Source organism: Yoonia sp. SDW83-1, from assembly GCF_046762885.1.
Classification (GTDB): Bacteria; Pseudomonadota; Alphaproteobacteria; order Rhodobacterales; family Rhodobacteraceae; genus Yoonia.
Genome location: NZ_JBKQXO010000003.1, coordinates 293,576 through 310,508, shown reverse-complemented (window position 1 = coordinate 310,508; position 16,933 = coordinate 293,576). Strand labels below are relative to the sequence as shown.

The 16,933-nt window shown below is 60.7% G+C and carries 20 protein-coding genes; 17 read left to right on the top strand and 3 right to left on the bottom strand.

Going from position 1 to position 16,933, the window contains the following annotated elements; genetic code table 11:
• Entirely contained in the window at positions 1 to 1,344 is a 1,344-nt protein-coding gene (gene glmU, locus ACFWW4_RS05785) for a bifunctional UDP-N-acetylglucosamine diphosphorylase/glucosamine-1-phosphate N-acetyltransferase GlmU (protein ID WP_411889975.1), read from the bottom strand.
• 119 nt (positions 1,345 to 1,463) lie between these two features.
• Between glmU and ACFWW4_RS05780 the strand changes: the two genes are divergently transcribed.
• Positions 1,464 to 2,126, top strand: a complete 663-nt coding sequence (locus ACFWW4_RS05780) for an HAD-IA family hydrolase (protein WP_411889974.1) — start codon at positions 1,464 to 1,466, stop codon at positions 2,124 to 2,126.
• 90 nt (positions 2,127 to 2,216) lie between these two features.
• Positions 2,217 to 3,422 (top strand): DegT/DnrJ/EryC1/StrS family aminotransferase, encoded by a 1,206-nt coding sequence (locus ACFWW4_RS05775; protein ID WP_411889973.1) that lies wholly within the window; start codon positions 2,217 to 2,219, stop codon positions 3,420 to 3,422.
• On the opposite strand, the gene ACFWW4_RS05770 is transcribed toward ACFWW4_RS05775, so the two are convergent.
• Positions 3,423 to 3,878, bottom strand: coding sequence for a CreA family protein (locus ACFWW4_RS05770; protein ID WP_411889972.1), 456 nt, complete (start codon positions 3,876 to 3,878; stop codon positions 3,423 to 3,425).
• 126 nt (positions 3,879 to 4,004) lie between these two features.
• Here ACFWW4_RS05770 and ACFWW4_RS05765 point away from each other — a divergent pair, with 126 nt between their 5' ends.
• From ACFWW4_RS05765 to ACFWW4_RS05705, 13 genes are all read left to right on the top strand, one after another.
• Complete coding sequence (locus ACFWW4_RS05765; RefSeq protein ID WP_411889971.1) at positions 4,005 to 5,168, top strand: isovaleryl-CoA dehydrogenase; 1,164 nt, start codon at positions 4,005 to 4,007, stop codon at positions 5,166 to 5,168.
• 20 nt (positions 5,169 to 5,188) lie between these two features.
• On the top strand, positions 5,189 to 5,776 hold the full coding sequence (locus ACFWW4_RS05760; protein ID WP_411890007.1) for a lysozyme inhibitor LprI family protein: 588 nt from the start codon (positions 5,189 to 5,191) through the stop codon (positions 5,774 to 5,776).
• Between the two features lie 8 nt (positions 5,777 to 5,784).
• Positions 5,785 to 6,072 carry a hypothetical protein gene (locus tag ACFWW4_RS05755; RefSeq protein ID WP_411889970.1) on the top strand — a complete coding sequence of 96 codons (288 nt, stop codon included), beginning with the start codon at positions 5,785 to 5,787 and terminating at the stop codon, positions 6,070 to 6,072.
• Positions 6,069 to 6,779: a flavodoxin family protein gene (locus ACFWW4_RS05750; RefSeq protein WP_411889969.1), complete on the top strand. Its 711-nt coding sequence runs from the start codon at positions 6,069 to 6,071 to the stop codon at positions 6,777 to 6,779. Before ACFWW4_RS05755 ends, ACFWW4_RS05750 begins: the two co-directional genes overlap by 4 nt.
• Positions 6,776 to 7,222, top strand: coding sequence for a lysozyme inhibitor LprI family protein (locus ACFWW4_RS05745; RefSeq protein ID WP_411889968.1), 447 nt, complete (start codon positions 6,776 to 6,778; stop codon positions 7,220 to 7,222). The genes ACFWW4_RS05750 and ACFWW4_RS05745 overlap by 4 nt, the downstream gene beginning before the upstream one ends.
• A 5-nt stretch (positions 7,223 to 7,227) precedes the next feature.
• Positions 7,228 to 8,799: a carboxyl transferase domain-containing protein gene (locus ACFWW4_RS05740; RefSeq protein ID WP_411890006.1), complete on the top strand. Its 1,572-nt coding sequence runs from the start codon at positions 7,228 to 7,230 to the stop codon at positions 8,797 to 8,799.
• Between the two features lie 94 nt (positions 8,800 to 8,893).
• Positions 8,894 to 9,571: a hypothetical protein gene (locus ACFWW4_RS05735; RefSeq protein ID WP_411889967.1), complete on the top strand. Its 678-nt coding sequence runs from the start codon at positions 8,894 to 8,896 to the stop codon at positions 9,569 to 9,571.
• Positions 9,572 to 9,574: 3 nt separating this feature from the next.
• Positions 9,575 to 11,485, top strand: a complete 1,911-nt coding sequence (locus ACFWW4_RS05730; RefSeq protein ID WP_411889966.1) for a biotin carboxylase N-terminal domain-containing protein — start codon at positions 9,575 to 9,577, stop codon at positions 11,483 to 11,485.
• Positions 11,482 to 12,132, top strand: coding sequence for a glutathione S-transferase family protein (locus ACFWW4_RS05725; protein ID WP_411889965.1), 651 nt, complete (start codon positions 11,482 to 11,484; stop codon positions 12,130 to 12,132). The genes ACFWW4_RS05730 and ACFWW4_RS05725 overlap by 4 nt, the downstream gene beginning before the upstream one ends.
• Positions 12,133 to 12,216: 84 nt before the next feature.
• On the top strand, positions 12,217 to 13,077 hold the full coding sequence (locus ACFWW4_RS05720) for a hydroxymethylglutaryl-CoA lyase (protein ID WP_411889964.1): 861 nt from the start codon (positions 12,217 to 12,219) through the stop codon (positions 13,075 to 13,077).
• Complete coding sequence (locus ACFWW4_RS05715) at positions 13,074 to 13,853, top strand: crotonase/enoyl-CoA hydratase family protein (protein ID WP_411889963.1); 780 nt, start codon at positions 13,074 to 13,076, stop codon at positions 13,851 to 13,853. The genes ACFWW4_RS05720 and ACFWW4_RS05715 overlap by 4 nt, the downstream gene beginning before the upstream one ends.
• 72 nt (positions 13,854 to 13,925) lie before the next feature.
• Complete coding sequence (locus tag ACFWW4_RS05710; protein WP_411889962.1) at positions 13,926 to 14,867, top strand: hypothetical protein; 942 nt, start codon at positions 13,926 to 13,928, stop codon at positions 14,865 to 14,867.
• A gap of 122 nt (positions 14,868 to 14,989) precedes the next feature.
• Positions 14,990 to 15,355, top strand: a complete 366-nt coding sequence (locus ACFWW4_RS05705) for an NADH-quinone oxidoreductase subunit A (RefSeq protein ID WP_411889961.1) — start codon at positions 14,990 to 14,992, stop codon at positions 15,353 to 15,355.
• Between the two features lie 4 nt (positions 15,356 to 15,359).
• Here the strand turns inward: ACFWW4_RS05705 and ACFWW4_RS05700 are convergent, their stop codons facing one another.
• On the bottom strand, positions 15,360 to 15,992 hold the full coding sequence (locus tag ACFWW4_RS05700; RefSeq protein WP_411889960.1) for a TetR/AcrR family transcriptional regulator: 633 nt from the start codon (positions 15,990 to 15,992) through the stop codon (positions 15,360 to 15,362).
• 72 nt (positions 15,993 to 16,064) lie between these two features.
• On the opposite strand from ACFWW4_RS05700, the gene ACFWW4_RS05695 reads away from it, so the two are divergent.
• Together ACFWW4_RS05695 and ACFWW4_RS05690 are read left to right on the top strand one after the other, a co-directional pair.
• Positions 16,065 to 16,607, top strand: a complete 543-nt coding sequence (locus ACFWW4_RS05695; protein WP_411889959.1) for a GFA family protein — start codon at positions 16,065 to 16,067, stop codon at positions 16,605 to 16,607.
• Positions 16,600 to 16,887, top strand: a complete 288-nt coding sequence (locus ACFWW4_RS05690; protein WP_411889958.1) for a DUF6958 family protein — start codon at positions 16,600 to 16,602, stop codon at positions 16,885 to 16,887. The genes ACFWW4_RS05695 and ACFWW4_RS05690 overlap by 8 nt, the downstream gene beginning before the upstream one ends.
• Positions 16,888 to 16,933 lie beyond the last annotated feature (46 nt).

Below are 16,933 nucleotides of genomic sequence, written 5' to 3'. Positions count from 1 at the left end.
TCAGGATCCTTTTGCTTTCTTGGCTCGTAGTTTGTCGAACAGGCGTGTGGCAAAGCCCGCCTTGTTGTCCTGCCGCGCCCGTGCCACGGCCAGATCGCCGGGGGGTACGTCGCGGGTGATGACCGATCCGCTGCCGGTCATGGCGGCGTCACCCACGGTGACGGGTGCCACCAGCATGGTGTTGGACCCGATGAAGGTATCCGCGCCGATGATCGTCTTGTGTTTGAACACGCCGTCATAGTTGCAGGTGATGGTCCCCGCGCCGATATTGCTGCGCGCGCCGACATCCGCGTCGCCGATATAGGACAGGTGGTTGACCTTGGCCCCTTCGGCGATCTGCGCGTTCTTGATTTCCACGAAATTGCCGACCTTGACGTCTTCGGCCAGTTCGGCGCCGGGGCGCAGACGGGCATAAGGGCCGACCACCGCGCCGCGCGACACATGGCAGCCTTCGAGATGAGAGAATGCCCGGATCGTGGCGCCGGATTCGATGGTGACGCCCGGGCCGAAGACCACGTTGGGTTCGATGATCGTGTCGCGCCCGACCACTGTATCATAGGCGAAATGCACTGTGTCAGGGGCGGTGAGGGTGACGCCGTCACCCATCGCGGCCTTGCGCGCGCGGCCCTGAAACGTGGCTTCGGCGATGGCCAGTTCAGCGCGGGAGTTGATGCCCATCGTCTCAGCCTCGGCGCAGCGCACGACAGTGGCGGTCAGGCCGCGGGCGCGGGCGATGCCGATGATGTCGGTGAGGTAGTATTCGCCAGCCGCATTGTTGTTGCCGACTGCATCAATCAGATCGAAGAGGGTTGCCGCATTGGCCGCAATTACGCCGCTGTTGCAAAGGGTTACGGCGCGTTCATCATCTGTCGCGTCCCTGAATTCGACGATCCGGTCAAGCTGATCGGCCTGCAGGATCAGCCGCCCGTAGCGGCCCGGCTCGTCGGCGTCGAACCCCAGAACGACGATATCGTGGGTCAGCCGTGCTGCCGTCATTGCGGCCAGCGTTTCGGGTTGGATAAAGGGGGTGTCGCCATACAGAACGATGGCATCGCCATGGAAATCCGCCAGCGCATCGCGGGCCTGCGCCACCGCGTGGGCAGTGCCCAGCTGTTCGGTCTGCACGGTCACGATGGTGTCTGGATCATAGGATTTGGCGGCCTTTTCCACGGCTGCCGCGCCATGGCCTGCAACCACGACAGTCCGGTCCGGATCGAGCGCTGCGCCAGAGGCCATCGCATGGACCAGCATCGGCGCGCCTGCGATGGGGTGCAGCACCTTGGGCATGTCGGAATTCATCCGTGTTCCCATGCCCGCACCCAGAATAATCAATGCCACTGCCATTACTGCGCCTTATGCTTTTGTTGACCCGCTTCTACCGGGCTTTTTGATTATCACAAGAGTTGGGGGTTCACATCAGTTTACGCATCGTTACAGAAAGGGGGAGCCATGAGGGGACAGGCATGCGTACGGTGATTTTCGATCTTGATGGCACTTTGGCCGATACCAGCGGCGATCTGATTGCGGCGGCCAATACCTGTTTTCGGGGGCTTGGTCTGGGGGATCTGCTGGATCCGGTACGCGATGCCGCGACGGCGTTGCGTGGCGGACGGGCGATGCTGAACCTGGGGTTTTCGCGGGTCGATGGTTTTGGCGCGGACGAGGTGGATCGCCAGTATCCTATCCTGCTGGCTGCTTATGCTGACGATATCGACACGCATACCACGCTGTATCCCGGTGCGATGGAGGCTGTCGCCCTGCTGAAGCGTGACGGATATGCTGTGGGCATTGCTACCAACAAACCCGAAGGGCTGGCCGAGATGCTGCTGCGCAGCCTTGGGGTGCGCACCGATTTCGCCTCGCTGATCGGGGCCGATACCTTGCCGGTCCGCAAGCCGGATCCGGAGCATCATTTCGAGGCGGTGCGCCGCGCCGGGGGTGATCCGCGCCGGTCGCTGCTGGTTGGGGACACGGCGACGGATCGTGATACGTCCCGCAATGCGGGGGTTCCGTCGGTGCTGGTGACGTTTGGTCCGGGCCGCGAGGATGTGCTGGCGCTGGAGTCGGACGCGACCATCGACAGCTATGGCGAACTGCATGACGTGGTGGCGCGCCTGATCGGCTGACAGCAGCTTCGCTGAACGGATATTTTGGCGAAATCAAACCGCTGTCATAGTCCCATTGACGTGGAGGCATCAGCCCCACACAATCGCGGTATGACAGAGGTTTTCAAAGGCAGTTTCACCCAGCAGGAACCGATTCCCGAGGATGGGATCGCGGCGGCCCTCGCTGTGATGCAGCATGGGCGATTGCACCGGTATAATACGGCCGGTGCCGAGATCGCAGAGGCGGCGCTGTTGGAAGAGGAATTTGCAGCAGAGGTTGGGGCGAAGTATTGCCTTGCCGTCGCGTCTGGCGGGTATGCCATGACGACCGCGTTGCGTGCCGCCGGTGTCAAACATGGCGACAGGGTGCTGACCAATGCCTTTACGCTGGCCCCGGTGCCCGGCGCGATTGCGGCCGTGGGTGGGGTGCCGGTGTTCGTGGGTGTGACCGAGGATCTGGTGATTGATCTGGATGATCTGGCGGTCAAGCTGGATCAGGCCAAGGTTCTGCTGCTGAGCCACATGCGCGGCCATATCTGCGATATGGAGCGGCTGATGGCGCTTTGCGATGCCGCAGGTGTGATGGTGATCGAGGATTGCGCACATACGATGGGGGCGGCCTGGGATAATGTGCCCAGTGGCCGCTGGGGGCGGTTTGGTTGTTATTCCACCCAGACCTATAAGCATATGAATTCGGGCGAGGGCGGTTTTCTAGTCACTGACGATGCCGAAAGCATGGCGCGAGCGATCATGCTGTCGGGCAGTTACATGCTGTTCGACAAACACCGCGCTGCCCCGCCGCCGGAGGTGTTTGCGCAAATCAAGTATGAGACGCCTAATATCTCGGGCCGGATGGATAATCTGCGGGCGGCCATCCTGCGCCCGCAATTGCGCCGGTTGAAGGATCAGTGTGCGGCGTGGAACGCGCGTTACCGGGCGGTCGAGGATGGGTTGCGCGATGTGCCGGGGCTGCGGTTGATTGATCGGCCCGCGAAGGAACAGTTTGTGGCGTCGTCTTTCCAGTTTTTGCTGCTGGATTGGTCGGCGGACAGCGTGGCCGATGTGATCGGGCGCTGCAAGGCGCGCGGCGTTGAGTTGAAGTGGTTTGGCGGGGCTGAACCCAGCGGTTTCACATCACGCTATGACAGCTGGCGCTATGCCCCGTCAGAGCCGATGCCCGCGTCTGACCGGGTGCTGGCGGGGATTGTCGATATGCGGCTGCCGCTGACCTTTACGCTGGACGATTGTGCATTGATTGCCCGCATCATCCGCGCAGAGGTGGGCGCGGTCTATCAGGGCCTGGCTGCGGCTGAATGATCAGCCGCCCGGTGTGTAAAGCGGGATTGTGGAAATCGACATCTTGGCCGACCCTTGGGTCAATTCACTTGCATGGGCCAGATAGATCAGAACGTTGTTTTCCTCGTCAAAAATCCGTTTCACGCGCAGAGATTTCAGGATGATCGACTGCCGTTCGCGGAACACGTTTTCGCCATTGCGGCTGCGGTCGATATTGCCGATCCGGATCGGTCCGGTCTGGCGGCAGTCGATGGATGCGTTTGACGGGTCTTCGAACCAGTTGCCATTGGATATCCGATCAAAAAGGGACCGTTCAAAATAGGCGATGTGGCAGGTGACACCTTCGACATCAGGGTCGTTGATGGCTTCAATGATGATGTCGTTGCCGACCCAGTCAACACCGACGCGGCCCACCTTATCAGCGATTCCGGCGGCAGGAAGGAGGGCGATGATGGCGGAGAGGATAAACTGCTTCATAACGCGATAACGCAGCAGTGAGGTTTCCGTTCCCTCGCGATGAAAGCGTCGGCATAAATGACTCGACAGGGTGGAAAAAATCCATCTATAAATGAACAAGCGTTCAATTAAAACTGGAGCGAGCCGATGTTTCACGCCTCAATGACCTTTGATCTGGGCGAGGATGTGAACGCCCTGCGCGATATGGTGCATGCCTGGGCGCAGGAGCGGGTCAAGCCGATGGCTGCTGACATCGACCGCTCCAACGCCTTTCCGCCAGAGCTGTGGTCCGAGATGGGCGAACTGGGTTTGTTGGGTGTCACGGTGGATGAAGAGTATGGCGGGGCAGGCATGTCTTACCTCGCGCATACAGTCGCCATCGAAGAAATCGCGCGCGCCAGCGCCTCTGTCTCATTATCCTATGGCGCTCATTCCAATCTTTGCGTCAACCAGATCAAGTTGAACGGGAATGATGAACAAAAGGCAAAGTACCTGCCCCGGTTGATTTCTGGTCAGCATGTGGGTGCCCTCGCCATGTCAGAGGCGGGCGCCGGGTCCGACGTGGTGTCGATGTCCTTGCGGGCCGAAAAGCGCAACGATCATTACCGCCTGAACGGCAATAAATACTGGATCACCAACGGGCCGGACGCCGATACGCTGGTTGTCTATGCCAAGACCGACCCTGATGCGGGGTCCAAGGGGATCACTGCGTTTCTGATCGAAAAAGAGATGACGGGCTTCAGCACGTCCCCTCATTTCGACAAGCTGGGCATGCGCGGGTCGAATACGGCTGAACTGGTCTTTGACGATGTGCAGGTGCCGTTCGAGAATGTTCTGGGCGAAGAGGGCAAGGGCGTGCGCGTGCTGATGTCTGGTCTGGACTATGAGCGTGTGGTGCTGGCGGGTATTGGTCTGGGCATCATGGCCGCCTGTCTGGATGAGGTGATGCCGTATATTTCCAGCCGCAAACAGTTCGGTGAACCGATCGGAAACTTCCAGCTGATGCAAGGCAAGATCGCCGATATGTATACGGCGATGAATTCCGCTCGCGCCTATGTTTATGAGGTCGCGCGCGCCTGTGACCGGGGGACAGTGACGCGGCAGGATGCGGCGGCCTGCTGCCTTTATGCCAGCGAGGAAGCGATGAAGCAGGCCCATCAGGCTGTCCAGGCGATGGGCGGTGCCGGGTTCCTGAACGATGCCCCCGTCGCGCGCATCTTTCGCGACGCCAAGCTGATGGAAATCGGGGCCGGGACGTCCGAAATCCGCCGGATGCTGGTCGGGCGCGAATTGGTGGGGGCGATGGGGTGAGGTGGATTGCCGCCCTTTTTATGGTGGCTGGTCAGTCGCTGACAGCGGGCGCGTTGGATGCGCCGTCGGAGTTTGCGCGGGATCGGCTTTCCGTGGATGCTCAGGCGCTTTCGGATTGCGTGACAAAGGTCGGGTCAGGGCGGTTAGAGACATTCGCCGAAAACGCGCGCAATCAATGTATCGGCATCGGCGTTGACGGCTGTCTAAGGAATCAGGACGCATCGGTTGACGGCATATATGATCGTCCAACTTATTTGGGATGTATCGGGCTTGAGCGCCGTTACTGGGGCTGGCGGATGGACCGCGTCATTGACGGTTTATCGGGTGCGTCTTTGTCGCAAGATCAGCGTCAATTTCTGAACCGCACAGTCCCGGAATTGGATGCAATGGTCGCGGCATGGCGGGCTTATGTTGATATCCGGTGCAGTTATGAAACAAGCCAATACGACACCGGGCCGTCCCGAGGTCGGGAAGGTGATATTGTTGAATGGTCTTGCCTGAATACACAGACCGCAAGATTTGCGTTGGACCTTGAGTTTCGTTTGCGGGCCCACTGCAGCAGTCGCTTGCAGCCGCACTATGGTCCAGCGTGTGAGTTCGGCGAATGACTCGCGCCATGATTTTTCTGCCGCTGGGCGCGCTGGTTGTCTTTGCGGCCTATCTTGGCCTACGCGCCGGTCAATCGCCGACCGAGACCGAGATCATCAATCGTTATGCCGCCGCTTATGTCGCCAACGCTGGTGAGGGGGCGCAGCCGACTGATTGCGCAGCGACGATCCATCCTGATGAGGCGGTCCACATTGTGATCAACTGTACCCATCCGAATGGAATTATCACGACCTATCTGGTCGGCCCGCGTGGTGAGTCCATCCCATTTGCGCGGACGGAGGAGCCTGCCACATGAGTGATTTTTCAAGCCTGAAGGCGTTGTTCATCAACACGTCGCTGAAGAAGAAACCGGAAGAGAGCCATACCAAGCTGCTGCTCAATGCCAGTGCGAATATCATGGCAAAGAATGGGGTGCAGGTGGAGCATGTGCATATGCTGTCCCACGACATCCCACCCGGTATCTACCCCGATATGACGGAACATGGCTGGGACCGCGACGACTGGTCCGAACTGTGGGAGAAGGTCAAGGCAGCGAACATACTGGTCGTTGGCACCCCGCTTTGGCTTGGCGAGGAAAGCAGCGTCTGCCGGGTGCTGATCGAGCGGCTTTATGGCATGTCCGGGGTGCTGAACGACAAGGGTCAGTCCGTCTATTATGGCAAGGTGGGCGGTTGCGTGATCACCGGCAATGAAGACGGGATCAAACACGCGGCGATGACCATCGGCTATGCCCTGTCGCATCTAGGCTATACCATCCCGCCGCAGGCTGATTGCGGCTGGATCGGCGAGGCCGGGCCAGGGCCGTCTTATGGTGACGAGGTGGATGGCAAACGGGTTGGTTTCGACAATGCGTTCACCCAGCGCAACACGACCATCATGACATGGAACCTGATGCATCTGGCCAAGATGTTGGAAGGCGGTATCCCCAATCAGGGCAATGACCGCGAGGCCTGGAAGGCGGGCACACGGTTTGATTTTGAGAACCCGGAGTATCGGGGATGAAACATGTGCTGTTCTTTCTTCTTATGGCCGGGCCGGTGGCGGCTGAAGGTCCATCATATAGCGATCTAGCGACGGAAAGCTGCTTGCAGGAAGCTGTCGTGATCGGCGAGAGACAGGATTGCATCGGGGCATCCGCCAGATCGTGCATGGATGATGGGGGCGGATCGTATGTTGAATCCATTTGCTACAGTGAAGAAGGCGTTTTCTGGGACGCACGGCTGAACGCTATCTACCAAGAACAAATGAGCGCGGCGCGGGAGAGTGACCCGGCGCTGGCCGACGCGTTGCTCAGGCTGCAGCGGGCCTGGATCGGCTATCGTGATGCGCGCTGTGACGCTGTATTCGCGGCGTGGGGTGAGGGAACCGGCCGATCACCAGCATTTGCCGAATGCCTCATGCGGACGACGGCTGAACAAACCATTTTTCTGGAGCGTGGACTTTGAACGAAATGAATATCCAGTCTGCCCGAGATCAGCATCTGTCCGCCTTGGCGGAAGTGCAGAAGGCCGCCGCCCTTGCCGCAGCGGGCGGGGGCGAGAAATCCCGCGCGCGCCATGTCAGCCGTGGCAAGATGCTGCCGCGTGACAGGGTGGCGGGCTTGCTCGACCCCGGTTCGCCGTTTCTGGAGGTGGGCGCGACCGCCGCCCATGGCATGTATGATGGCGCCGCCCCCTGTGCCGGTGTGATTGCCGGGGTGGGCCGGGTGAATGGCGTTGAGGTCATGGTCGTTTGCAACGATGCCACGGTGAAAGGTGGCACCTATTATCCGATGACCGTCAAGAAGCATCTGCGCGCGCAGGAGATTGCGGAGGCCTGCCATCTGCCTTGCGTCTATCTGGTCGATAGCGGGGGGGCGAACCTGCCCAATCAGGATGAGGTGTTTCCGGACCGCGATCACTTTGGCCGGATTTTCTATAATCAGGCGCAGATGTCGGCGAAGGGAATCCCCCAGATTGCTGTGGTGATGGGGTCTTGTACCGCGGGCGGTGCATATGTGCCCGCGATGGCCGACGTGTCGATTATCGTCAAGGAACAGGGCACGATCTTTCTGGCGGGGCCGCCGCTGGTCAAGGCGGCAACGGGCGAGGTTGTGTCGGCCGAGGATCTGGGCGGTGGTGATGTGCATACACGCCTGTCGGGTGTGGCCGATTATCTGGCCGAGGATGATGCCCATGCGCTGGCGCTGGCCCGGCAGGCGGTTGCATCATGTTCCCGGCAGAAGGTGTTGAATATCAAGCGGTTGACGCCTGAACCTCCGGCCCTTGACCCAGATACTTTGTTCGATGTTGTGCCTGCTGACCTGCGTACGCCCTATGATATTCGCGAGGTGATCCGCAGGGTCGTGGATGGTTCGCGCTTTGATGAATTCAAGGCCCGGTTTGGTGAGACGTTGGTCTGTGGCTTTGCCTATATCGATGGCTGGCCTTGCGGGATTGTTGCCAATAACGGCGTGCTGTTTTCCGAGAGTGCCCAGAAGGGTGCGCATTTTGTGGAGCTGTGCAGTCAGCGTCGTATCCCGTTGGTTTTCCTCCAGAATATCACCGGGTTCATGGTGGGGCAGAAATACGAGAATGAAGGGATCGCGCGGCACGGGGCCAAGATGGTGACGGCGGTGGCGACAACGAAGGTGCCCAAGATCACGATGGTTGTCGGCGGGTCGTTTGGTGCCGGGAATTATGGCATGTCTGGAAGGGCTTATAGTCCGGAGTTCATGTGGTCCTGGCCGACGTCCCGGATCAGCGTCATGGGCGGCGAACAGGCCGCGGGCGTGCTGGCGACGGTCAAACGCGACGCGATTGAGCGTGGCGGCGGGGAATGGTCGGCCGAGGAAGAAGCGGCGTTCAAGCAGCCCACGATTGATATGTTTGCCGAACAGTCGCACCCGCTTTATGCGTCCGCCCGGCTGTGGGATGACGGGGTGATCGACCCGCGTAAATCGCGCGAGGTGCTGGCACTGTCGCTGTCCGCCGCCCTGAACGCCCCGATCGAGGAGACACGTTTCGGCGTGTTCCGGATGTGATGGTTTCGGGGCGAAAAGGGCTGTCGGCGTTGCGTCGGATTTGCGTCGGCAAAGCGTCGGACCCCAAGGGGCCGGCTGTTAAGGATGTATTCATATGATAGGGCGCGGCATCAGGGAGCGGCTGTGGGATCAACTGCCGCAGGTGAAGATGCCGACGCTTGGCAAGATCGTCGATATCCCGGTCTATGTGATCCACAACAGCGCCGACGCCGAGGACTATTTTTTCATCTTCGATTTCGAGCAGTTCGTGGAACGGTCCCGCACGGGCATGTTCGTGCGTCCCAAGCTGAAGGTGTGGGCGGGGCGACATGATTTCGGCCGCGCGGCATTTGCGCGCCAGTTCCGCGAAAGCTTTGCCCAAGAGTTCGATGCGGCCCGCGCTGCCCTTGCCGCCGGGGGTGGCAAGAAAAACGGCTGGTTCAGCTGGAGCCTTGGCAAGGACCTGTTGGGTGGTGCGGTAAGCGGGTTTGTCGCCAATATCGTCCTGCTCGTTGCGATGTCGGCGGGCAAGATGGTCTGGTCGGCACTGCCATTGCCGGGGTTCCTGCGCGAGAAGACTGACGGAGAGAAGTTGGAAAGCAGCATCTCCGAGACCCAGACAAAGGTTGATACGGCCCTTTCCGGCATGGAGGTCACCCTGCACCGGGAGCTTTACGACCATGCCCGCAAATTCGGGCCGATTTCGCAGCGCGACATGGACTATGATGCCTGGCCGCTGCCTGCCTTTGTCCGCAACCATCTGACGGAAAACGGATCAACATCATGGTGGTAAGCAATGTTCACTAAATTCCTGATTGCCAACCGGGGCGAGATCGCTTGCCGTGTGATCCAGACGGCCCGTGCGATGGGCGTGCGCACGGTGGCGGTTTATTCGGATGCTGATGCGGGTGCCTTGCATGTGCGGCAGGCGGATGAGGCGGTGCGCCTTGGTCCTGCGCCGGTGGCGGAGAGTTATCTGCGGGGTGATCTGATCGTGCAGGCGGCCCTGGATACCGGGGCGCAGGCGATCCATCCGGGTTACGGGTTTCTGTCGGAGAATCCTGTGTTTGTGGAGGCAGTGGAGGCTGCGGGGCTGGTGTTTGTCGGCCCATCGGCCAAGGCCATTCGCGCTATGGGTCTGAAGGATGCGGCCAAGGCGCTGATGCATGAGGCCGGGGTGCCGGTTGTGCCGGGATATCATGGCGAAAACCAGAACCCGGATTTTCTGGCCGGTGAGGCGGATCAGATCGGATATCCGGTGCTGATCAAGGCTGTCGCCGGTGGCGGCGGCAAGGGCATGCGTCTGGTCGAGGATGCGAAAGGGTTTGCCGAGGCGCTGGCGTCGGCTCAGGCCGAGGCGCGCACCGCGTTCGGCAATGCCGATGTGCTGATCGAGAAATACATCACCTCGCCCCGTCATATCGAGGTGCAGGTGTTTGGGGATGGCACGGATGCGGTGCATTTGTTCGAACGGGATTGTTCGCTGCAACGCCGCCATCAGAAAGTGATCGAGGAGGCGCCTGCGCCGGGGATGACCGCCGCTGTGCGTCAGGCGATGGGCGATGCGGCGGTGACGGCGGCCAAGGCCATTGGCTATGCCGGGGCCGGGACCATCGAGTTTATTGTCGATGGGTCTGATGGGCTGCGTACCGATGGATTCTGGTTCATGGAGATGAACACGCGGTTGCAGGTGGAACATCCCGTCACTGAGGCGATTACCGGCGTTGATCTGGTGGAATGGCAGTTGCGTGTTGCGGCAGGAGAGGCGTTGCCCGCCCGGCAGGAGGATCTGTCGATCAATGGGCATGCCTTCGAGGCAAGGCTTTATGCCGAGGATGTGCCTGCGGGGTTTTTGCCTGCGACCGGCACGATTGATCATCTGGTGTTTCCTGACACGGCCCGCATTGACAGCGGTGTCGAGGCCGGGTCGGAGATTTCGCCATGGTATGACCCGATGATTGCCAAGGTGACCGTGCATGGCCCGGACCGTGCGACCGCGCTGCGGTCATTGTCGTCAGCTTTGGATGCCACGCAGGTGGCAGGCACGGTGACCAATCTGGGGTTCTTGCGGCACCTGTCGCGCGATCCGGGGTTTGTGGCCGGTGATGTCGATACCGGGTTGATTGCGCGGGAAGAGGCCGTGCTTTGTGCGGCCCCGGTTCCCGCGCTGCGTGATATTGCGGTGGCGGCAGTGACGGCGGCTGATATCGGGGGTGGGCCGCTGACGGGCTTTACCCTGTGGGAGCCGCTGAGCCGCGAGATTGTTCTGGCCCATGCCGGTGCGCCGTTGACGACGCGGTTGACGATCACTGGCCCTGATCGGGTGGCTGTGGCTGAGGCGGAGGATGATGTCACACTGGCCCGCCATGGTGATCACTGGGGTCTGCCCGCGATCCGGCATGGCAGCCGTGTTACTGTGTTCGGGGCGGAGACGCTGACATTCGATATCGTCGATCCGCTGGATCGGGCCGGGGCCGGTCTGGGTGGTGATACGGTGCTGGCCCCGATGCCGGGGCTGGTGCGCGATGTGGTCGTGGCCGCAGGGCAGGCGGTGGCCGAGGGCGACCGGATGGTTGTGCTGGAGGCGATGAAGATGGAACATGTGCTGCGCGCCCCGCGCGATGGTGTTGTCGCGTCGGTTGCGGTGGCGACGGGCGATCAGGTGACCGCCGGAGCGCTGATGGTCGCGCTGGAGGATGTGGAATGATCCGCTTGCATCATTGTCATCAGACACGGTCGATGCGCAGCCTGTGGCTGCTTTATGAGATCGGCGTTGATTTTGAACTGCAGGTCTATCCGTTCGACAAGACGTTGCGCGAAGAGCCGTACCGGTCGCTGAACCCGACAGGCCGGGTGCCGACGCTGGAGATTGACGGCGTGGTGATCACCGAAAGCGGGGCGATTGCGGAATATCTGTGCGAGCGTTTCCCCGAGGCGACCCTGGGTCGAGACCCAGGCCACGTTGACCGCGCGGCCTGGCTGAACTGGATCCATTTCGCTGAGACGATCAGTCAGCATACCGCCGCGCTGACCCAGCAGCATGTTGCGCTTTTTGAAGATCACATGCGCTCGCCCATTGTGATGCAGCTGGAGGCCAAGCGGTTGGCCAAGACCCTGCGCACAGTTGAGGCGGGGTTGACGGGGGATTATCTGCTGTCGTCGTTTTCAGCGGCGGATATCGGGGTCGGGCAGGCGGTTTACATGGCCGGGCATTTTGTGGAATTGGATCAGTTTCCAAAGTTGTCGGCCTGGTTTGACCGGTTGCAGACGCGCGAGGCGTATCGGAAGGCGTTGCCGAATGGTCCGGGGCTATATGCCAAGGCGTTTTATCCGCCTTGGGAGATCCCGTCGTGAGACGGTGCGGCGTGGGAGGGGGCGCTGCCCCCGCGCCTTGCGGCGCTCCCCCGGGATATTTGAACTCGGAAGAAGGGTGGGCCGGTGGCTGAGCGCGTGCGTCTTCACGAGGTTGGTCCGCGTGACGGGTTGCAGAATGAAAAGACTGTGATTGCGGTGGCCGATAAGGTTGCTCTGATCGATTTGCTGAGCACATCGGGGCTGCGCGATATCGAGGTGGGCAGTTTTGTCAGCCCCAAATGGGTGCCGCAGATGGCCGATACCGACCGTGTGCTGGCGGCGATGACCCCGGTGGAGGGCGTCCGCTATGCGGTTCTGGTGCCGAATATGCGTGGCTGGGAGGGGTTTGTGGCCGCCCGTGTGCCGGGAGTGATGTATGAGGTGGCGGTGTTCATTTCAGCCTCTGAAGGGTTTTCGCAGAGCAACCTGAACTGTTCGATTGCGGAATCAGTGGAGCGGCTGCCCCCGGTTGTCCGTGCTGCCGAAGATGCGGGCGTGCCGGTGCGCGGCTATGTGTCTTGCGTGACGGATTGCCCGTTTGAGGGCCCGGTAGCCCCTGCCGCTGTGGCGCGCGCGACCGAAATGCTGCTGGCGGTGGCCCCGATGCAGGTGTCGCTGGGTGATACCATCGGCAAGGGTACGCCAGAAACGGTGGCCCGGATGCTGGAGGCCGTGTTGCAGGTGGCCCCGGCAACAGGGCTGGCAGGCCATTTTCATGATACCGGCGGGCAGGCGCTGGCCAATGTCGAAACAGCGCTGGACATCGGGTTGCGCGATTTTGACAGTGCGGTTGGCGGGCTGGGCGGCTGTCCTTATGCCCCCGGCGCACCGGGCAATGTGGCGACCGAAGCGGTGTTGGAGCGGGTGCATGATCTGGGATTTGAGACCGGGGTTGACGGTGATGTGATTGCCAAGGCGGCGACACTGGCGCGGGGGATGCGATGATTGATCTGAGCGTGGATGACCGGGGTGTGGCCACATTGGCGCTGGCCCGGCCCGAGAAACATAATGCGCTGTCGCAGGCGCTGATCAACGATCTGCGCGATGCGGCGGCCCGCATTGCTGCTGACCGCGATATTCGTGTCGTGGTGCTGGCCGGGCAGGGGCCGTCGTTTTGTGCAGGCGGTGATCTGGGTTGGATGCGTGACCAGATGGCGGGTGACGCGGAGATGAAGCGGGCCGCTGCGCAATCCATCGCGGGGATGCTTTGTGCGATCAACACGCTGCCGCAGCCGGTGATCGGCCGGGTACACGGCAATGCGTTTGGTGGCGGGGTCGGGATGGCCTGCGTCTGCGATATCGCGATTGCGGCGGATCATGTGAAGTTCGGCCTGACCGAGACAAAGCTGGGTTTGATCCCGGCAACCATTGGCCCCTATGTGCTGGCGCGGATGGGCGAGGCGCATGCGCGCCGCGTGTTCATGTCATCGCGCGTGTTCGATGCGGCCGAGGCGGTGACGCTGGGTGTGGTCGCCAAAGCCGTGCCAGCGGATGATCTCGATGCGGCAGTGGAGGCCGAGGTTGTGCCTTATCTGGCTTGCGCGCCGGGTGCGGTGGCCGCGGCGAAGGCGTTTGCCCGGTCGCTGGGCCCCGTGATTGATCAAGGCACCGTGGACCAGTCGGTTGAAGCGCTGATTGCGCAGTGGAATGGTGATGAGGCGGCGGAAGGGATTGCGGCGTTTTTTGAGAAGCGCAAACCCGCATGGAACACAGCGTCATAAGACAATCGTCAGATTTCCGTCTCACTTCTGACTGATTTGGCGGTTTGTCTGGACCCAGGAAAGGGGACAGACATGCAGTTTGATTGGCCGACACCAGACCAGATGATCTATCGCATTACCCGTTTGCGCCGCCTTGTGGCGTTTGCCGTGGCAATTCCCGTTTGTGTTTTCCTGATTGGATCGCTGATTGATCCGTCATTCATGGCACCGGACCGGGCCACATTGGCGTCGATTGCCGTGGCGTTGCTGGTGGGTGGTCATGTTGTGCTATTTCCCAACGCCCCTGTTGAAACAATCAGCCTGTCGCTGGTGGTCACCGGGTTGGCGGTTGCGGCCCCGTGGATCAAGGCGCTGAGCCTGCTGGCCCCGGTTGAGCATGCCAGCGCGGCCCTTGTTATACTGGTGGCCCTGTCGATGCTTTTGGCGGGTTTCCTGATGGCGGTGCTGCAGTTTGTGTTTGATGTGATGATGTCGGTTGGGCCGGCGATCCGTCTGCGCCTGCGTGCCGCGATCGATGTGCCCTGTTCGGCCTCTGTCGCCCGCAATCAGTTTGCATTGCAGCCCGGCACGCGCCGAGGCCGGGTCATGACCGGCAAGCCTGATGATAACGGGTTTTTTGATGTGGCGATTGTCGCCCCGCAGGTGGCTGACCCGGAAAATCCGACGCAGCCCATGGTCGCCCATGTCGCCGCCAAGACGCTCGCCCTGACCGAAACCGAGCAGCAGACCATGCTGGTTGTACCCGGCGGCGGCGTCACGGTGACATCAGAGACCTTTGTTCCCACCGAAAACGGCTGTACCGTCCGGATTTCAGAGTTGCCCGGTGATTTCACCCTTGGCATGCATCTGATGTTCTGGCTGACAGATCAGCAGATGGACAATCTGACAGAGACGGCCGATATGATCACCGGCCAACCCAGCCGCGCCAATGGTCTGGCCCATGGCGTGTCATTTCTGTCCGTGGCCAATGCGGTTTTGTCACCGCGTCCGCCTGTTGTGGATGGTGCCGACTAGGTCCGTTTTTTCCGGCTTCTGCGACATTGCGATTGGTTGACCCTTCCGGGGGGCAAGGGTATGCAAGCCCCAGCCAAGTTTAGTCGCGCCTTTTGGCGTGCCGCGCCGAAAAGGATCACCCCGTGCAGGAAATGCTGTCTGAATATCTGCCGATCATGATTTTTCTGGGGCTTGCCATCGGGCTGGGCCTGATCCTGATCCTTGCTGCAGCTATTGTCGCCGTGCGCAATCCAGACCCTGAAAAAGTGTCGGCCTATGAATGCGGGTTCAATGCGTTTGACGATGCGCGGATGAAGTTTGATGTGCGGTTCTACCTCGTTTCGATCCTGTTCATCATCTTTGACCTTGAGGTGGCGTTCCTGTTCCCTTGGGCTGTCGCCTTTGCCGATATCAGTATGACGGCGTTCTGGTCGATGATGGTGTTTCTGGCCGTTCTGACCATCGGCTTTGCCTATGAGTGGAAAAAGGGCGCGCTGGAGTGGGAGTGATCCATCACACCCCGTAGGCGGCCCAGAAGACCCTGACACATTCCTGCACATGCGCATCGGCTTTTTCGCCGTCCATTGTTGTTGAATGCCCGGTCAACATGACCTCGCTTGTGGGACCACCCATGATCAGCCAGTTGAAGGTTTCGGCAGCCTGACGCGGGTTTGGTGTGTTGAGTGCGCCCGCCCTGTGCCATCTTGAAAATGCCCGTTCGAGCCGACGGATGGAACTGCCGGGACCGAGGTCGAAGATGGCTTTGCCGAATGCCGGAAAGCGCTCGGCCTCTGCAATTGCCACCCGCCTGATTTGCATCAGTTTGCCGTCATGGGCTGTGCGGAGTTGCGCGCGTGCGTGGGTGAGCAGGAAGTCCTGCGGATCATCGCTAACCTGGGGGTCCGGAGCCGCTTTGCGCTGGGCGGCGACGGCGTTTGCGATCATGGTTTCGGCCATTTCTATGAACAGCGCCTCTTTCGTGCCAACATGCGCGTAAAGCGTTTGTTTTGAGACATTTGCCCGCGCGGCGACCTCATCCATCCGCGTCTCGACAAATCCTTTGCTGAGGAACAGATCGGTTGCGGCCGCGATGATCCTGGCGCGGGTTTTTTGGACGCGGGGAGGGAGCTGGGTTTGGGTGGTCATGCGGTTTGATAGCGTGTTTGATCTTGACAATCAAACTGGACGGTCCAGTCTGGTTATGGAAAGCGAGGCGCCATGGAAGAGATTCGTTTGAAATGCCGGTGTGGGCAAACCGCGATGGTGGCAGCGGGGCGACCGATTATCGCGGCGGAATGTCATTGTACCAGTTGCCGGACGGCTGCCGGGATGATGGAGGCGCTGCCCGATGCCGTGCCGGAACGTGCGCCGACAGGCGGGACGCAGTTTGTGCTGCAGCGCAAGGATCGGGTGACATTTGCGGACGATCAGGACATGCTGCGCTGCTTTCGTCTGACGCCAAATGCAACGACCCGCCGGGTCATCGCCACATGCTGCAATACCCCGATGTTTCTGGAGTTTTTTGCCGGGCATTGGCTGTCGCTTTATGCGGCACGCTGGCCGGATGGTGAGCGGCCCGCCATGGATCTGCGCACAATGACCAAGGACCGTATCAGCGGTGATCCGTTGCCGAATGACATGCCCAATCCCAAATCGCATACGGCCTCGTTCATGTTCCGGCTGCTGGGGGCCTGGGTCGCGATGGGTTTTCGCAATCCCAAGATCACCGCCGGGCAAAAGGAGATGACCCTGCATGGCTGAGGAAACGATGGAGGTTCTGACCCGGGAGGGCAAACCCTGGCGGGTCAATCGCGCCAAGTTTGAGGCGATGCGCGCCAGCCTGCTGGCTGTCCTGCCACAAGAGCCGCCGGGTATGACTGTGGCGGATGCCAAGGCCGCACTTTTGCCCGGGCTGGACCCGATATTATTCCCCGGCGGTGACAAGGCCGGTTGGTGGATCAAGGCGGTGCAGCTGGATCACGAGGCGCGCGGTTTGATCAAGCGCGCCAAGGGTAGCCCTGTCCGCCTCTATCACGGTTGATTTTGGCGGTTCTGTCGCGTTGACGCCCCTTGGTAGGGCGGCTACA

Coding starts and splice junctions, on each gene's coding strand:
- ACFWW4_RS05755 (WP_411889970.1), top strand. CDS start 5,785: ATGATTTTTCTGCCGCTGGGCGCGCTGGTTGTCTTTGCGGCCTATCTT.
- ACFWW4_RS05780 (WP_411889974.1), top strand. CDS start 1,464: ATGCGTACGGTGATTTTCGATCTTGATGGCACTTTGGCCGATACCAGC.
- ACFWW4_RS05725 (WP_411889965.1), top strand. CDS start 11,482: ATGATCCGCTTGCATCATTGTCATCAGACACGGTCGATGCGCAGCCTG.
- ACFWW4_RS05775 (WP_411889973.1), top strand. CDS start 2,217: ATGACAGAGGTTTTCAAAGGCAGTTTCACCCAGCAGGAACCGATTCCC.
- ACFWW4_RS05760 (WP_411890007.1), top strand. CDS start 5,189: ATGGTGGCTGGTCAGTCGCTGACAGCGGGCGCGTTGGATGCGCCGTCG.
- ACFWW4_RS05745 (WP_411889968.1), top strand. CDS start 6,776: ATGAAACATGTGCTGTTCTTTCTTCTTATGGCCGGGCCGGTGGCGGCT.
- ACFWW4_RS05700 (WP_411889960.1), bottom strand. CDS start 15,992: ATGACCACCCAAACCCAGCTCCCTCCCCGCGTCCAAAAAACCCGCGCC.
- ACFWW4_RS05715 (WP_411889963.1), top strand. CDS start 13,074: ATGATTGATCTGAGCGTGGATGACCGGGGTGTGGCCACATTGGCGCTG.
- ACFWW4_RS05765 (WP_411889971.1), top strand. CDS start 4,005: ATGTTTCACGCCTCAATGACCTTTGATCTGGGCGAGGATGTGAACGCC.
- ACFWW4_RS05735 (WP_411889967.1), top strand. CDS start 8,894: ATGATAGGGCGCGGCATCAGGGAGCGGCTGTGGGATCAACTGCCGCAG.
- ACFWW4_RS05770 (WP_411889972.1), bottom strand. CDS start 3,878: ATGAAGCAGTTTATCCTCTCCGCCATCATCGCCCTCCTTCCTGCCGCC.
- ACFWW4_RS05750 (WP_411889969.1), top strand. CDS start 6,069: ATGAGTGATTTTTCAAGCCTGAAGGCGTTGTTCATCAACACGTCGCTG.
- ACFWW4_RS05690 (WP_411889958.1), top strand. CDS start 16,600: ATGGCTGAGGAAACGATGGAGGTTCTGACCCGGGAGGGCAAACCCTGG.
- ACFWW4_RS05710 (WP_411889962.1), top strand. CDS start 13,926: ATGCAGTTTGATTGGCCGACACCAGACCAGATGATCTATCGCATTACC.
- ACFWW4_RS05730 (WP_411889966.1), top strand. CDS start 9,575: ATGTTCACTAAATTCCTGATTGCCAACCGGGGCGAGATCGCTTGCCGT.
- ACFWW4_RS05740 (WP_411890006.1), top strand. CDS start 7,228: ATGAATATCCAGTCTGCCCGAGATCAGCATCTGTCCGCCTTGGCGGAA.
- ACFWW4_RS05695 (WP_411889959.1), top strand. CDS start 16,065: ATGGAAGAGATTCGTTTGAAATGCCGGTGTGGGCAAACCGCGATGGTG.
- glmU (WP_411889975.1), bottom strand. CDS start 1,344: ATGGCAGTGGCATTGATTATTCTGGGTGCGGGCATGGGAACACGGATG.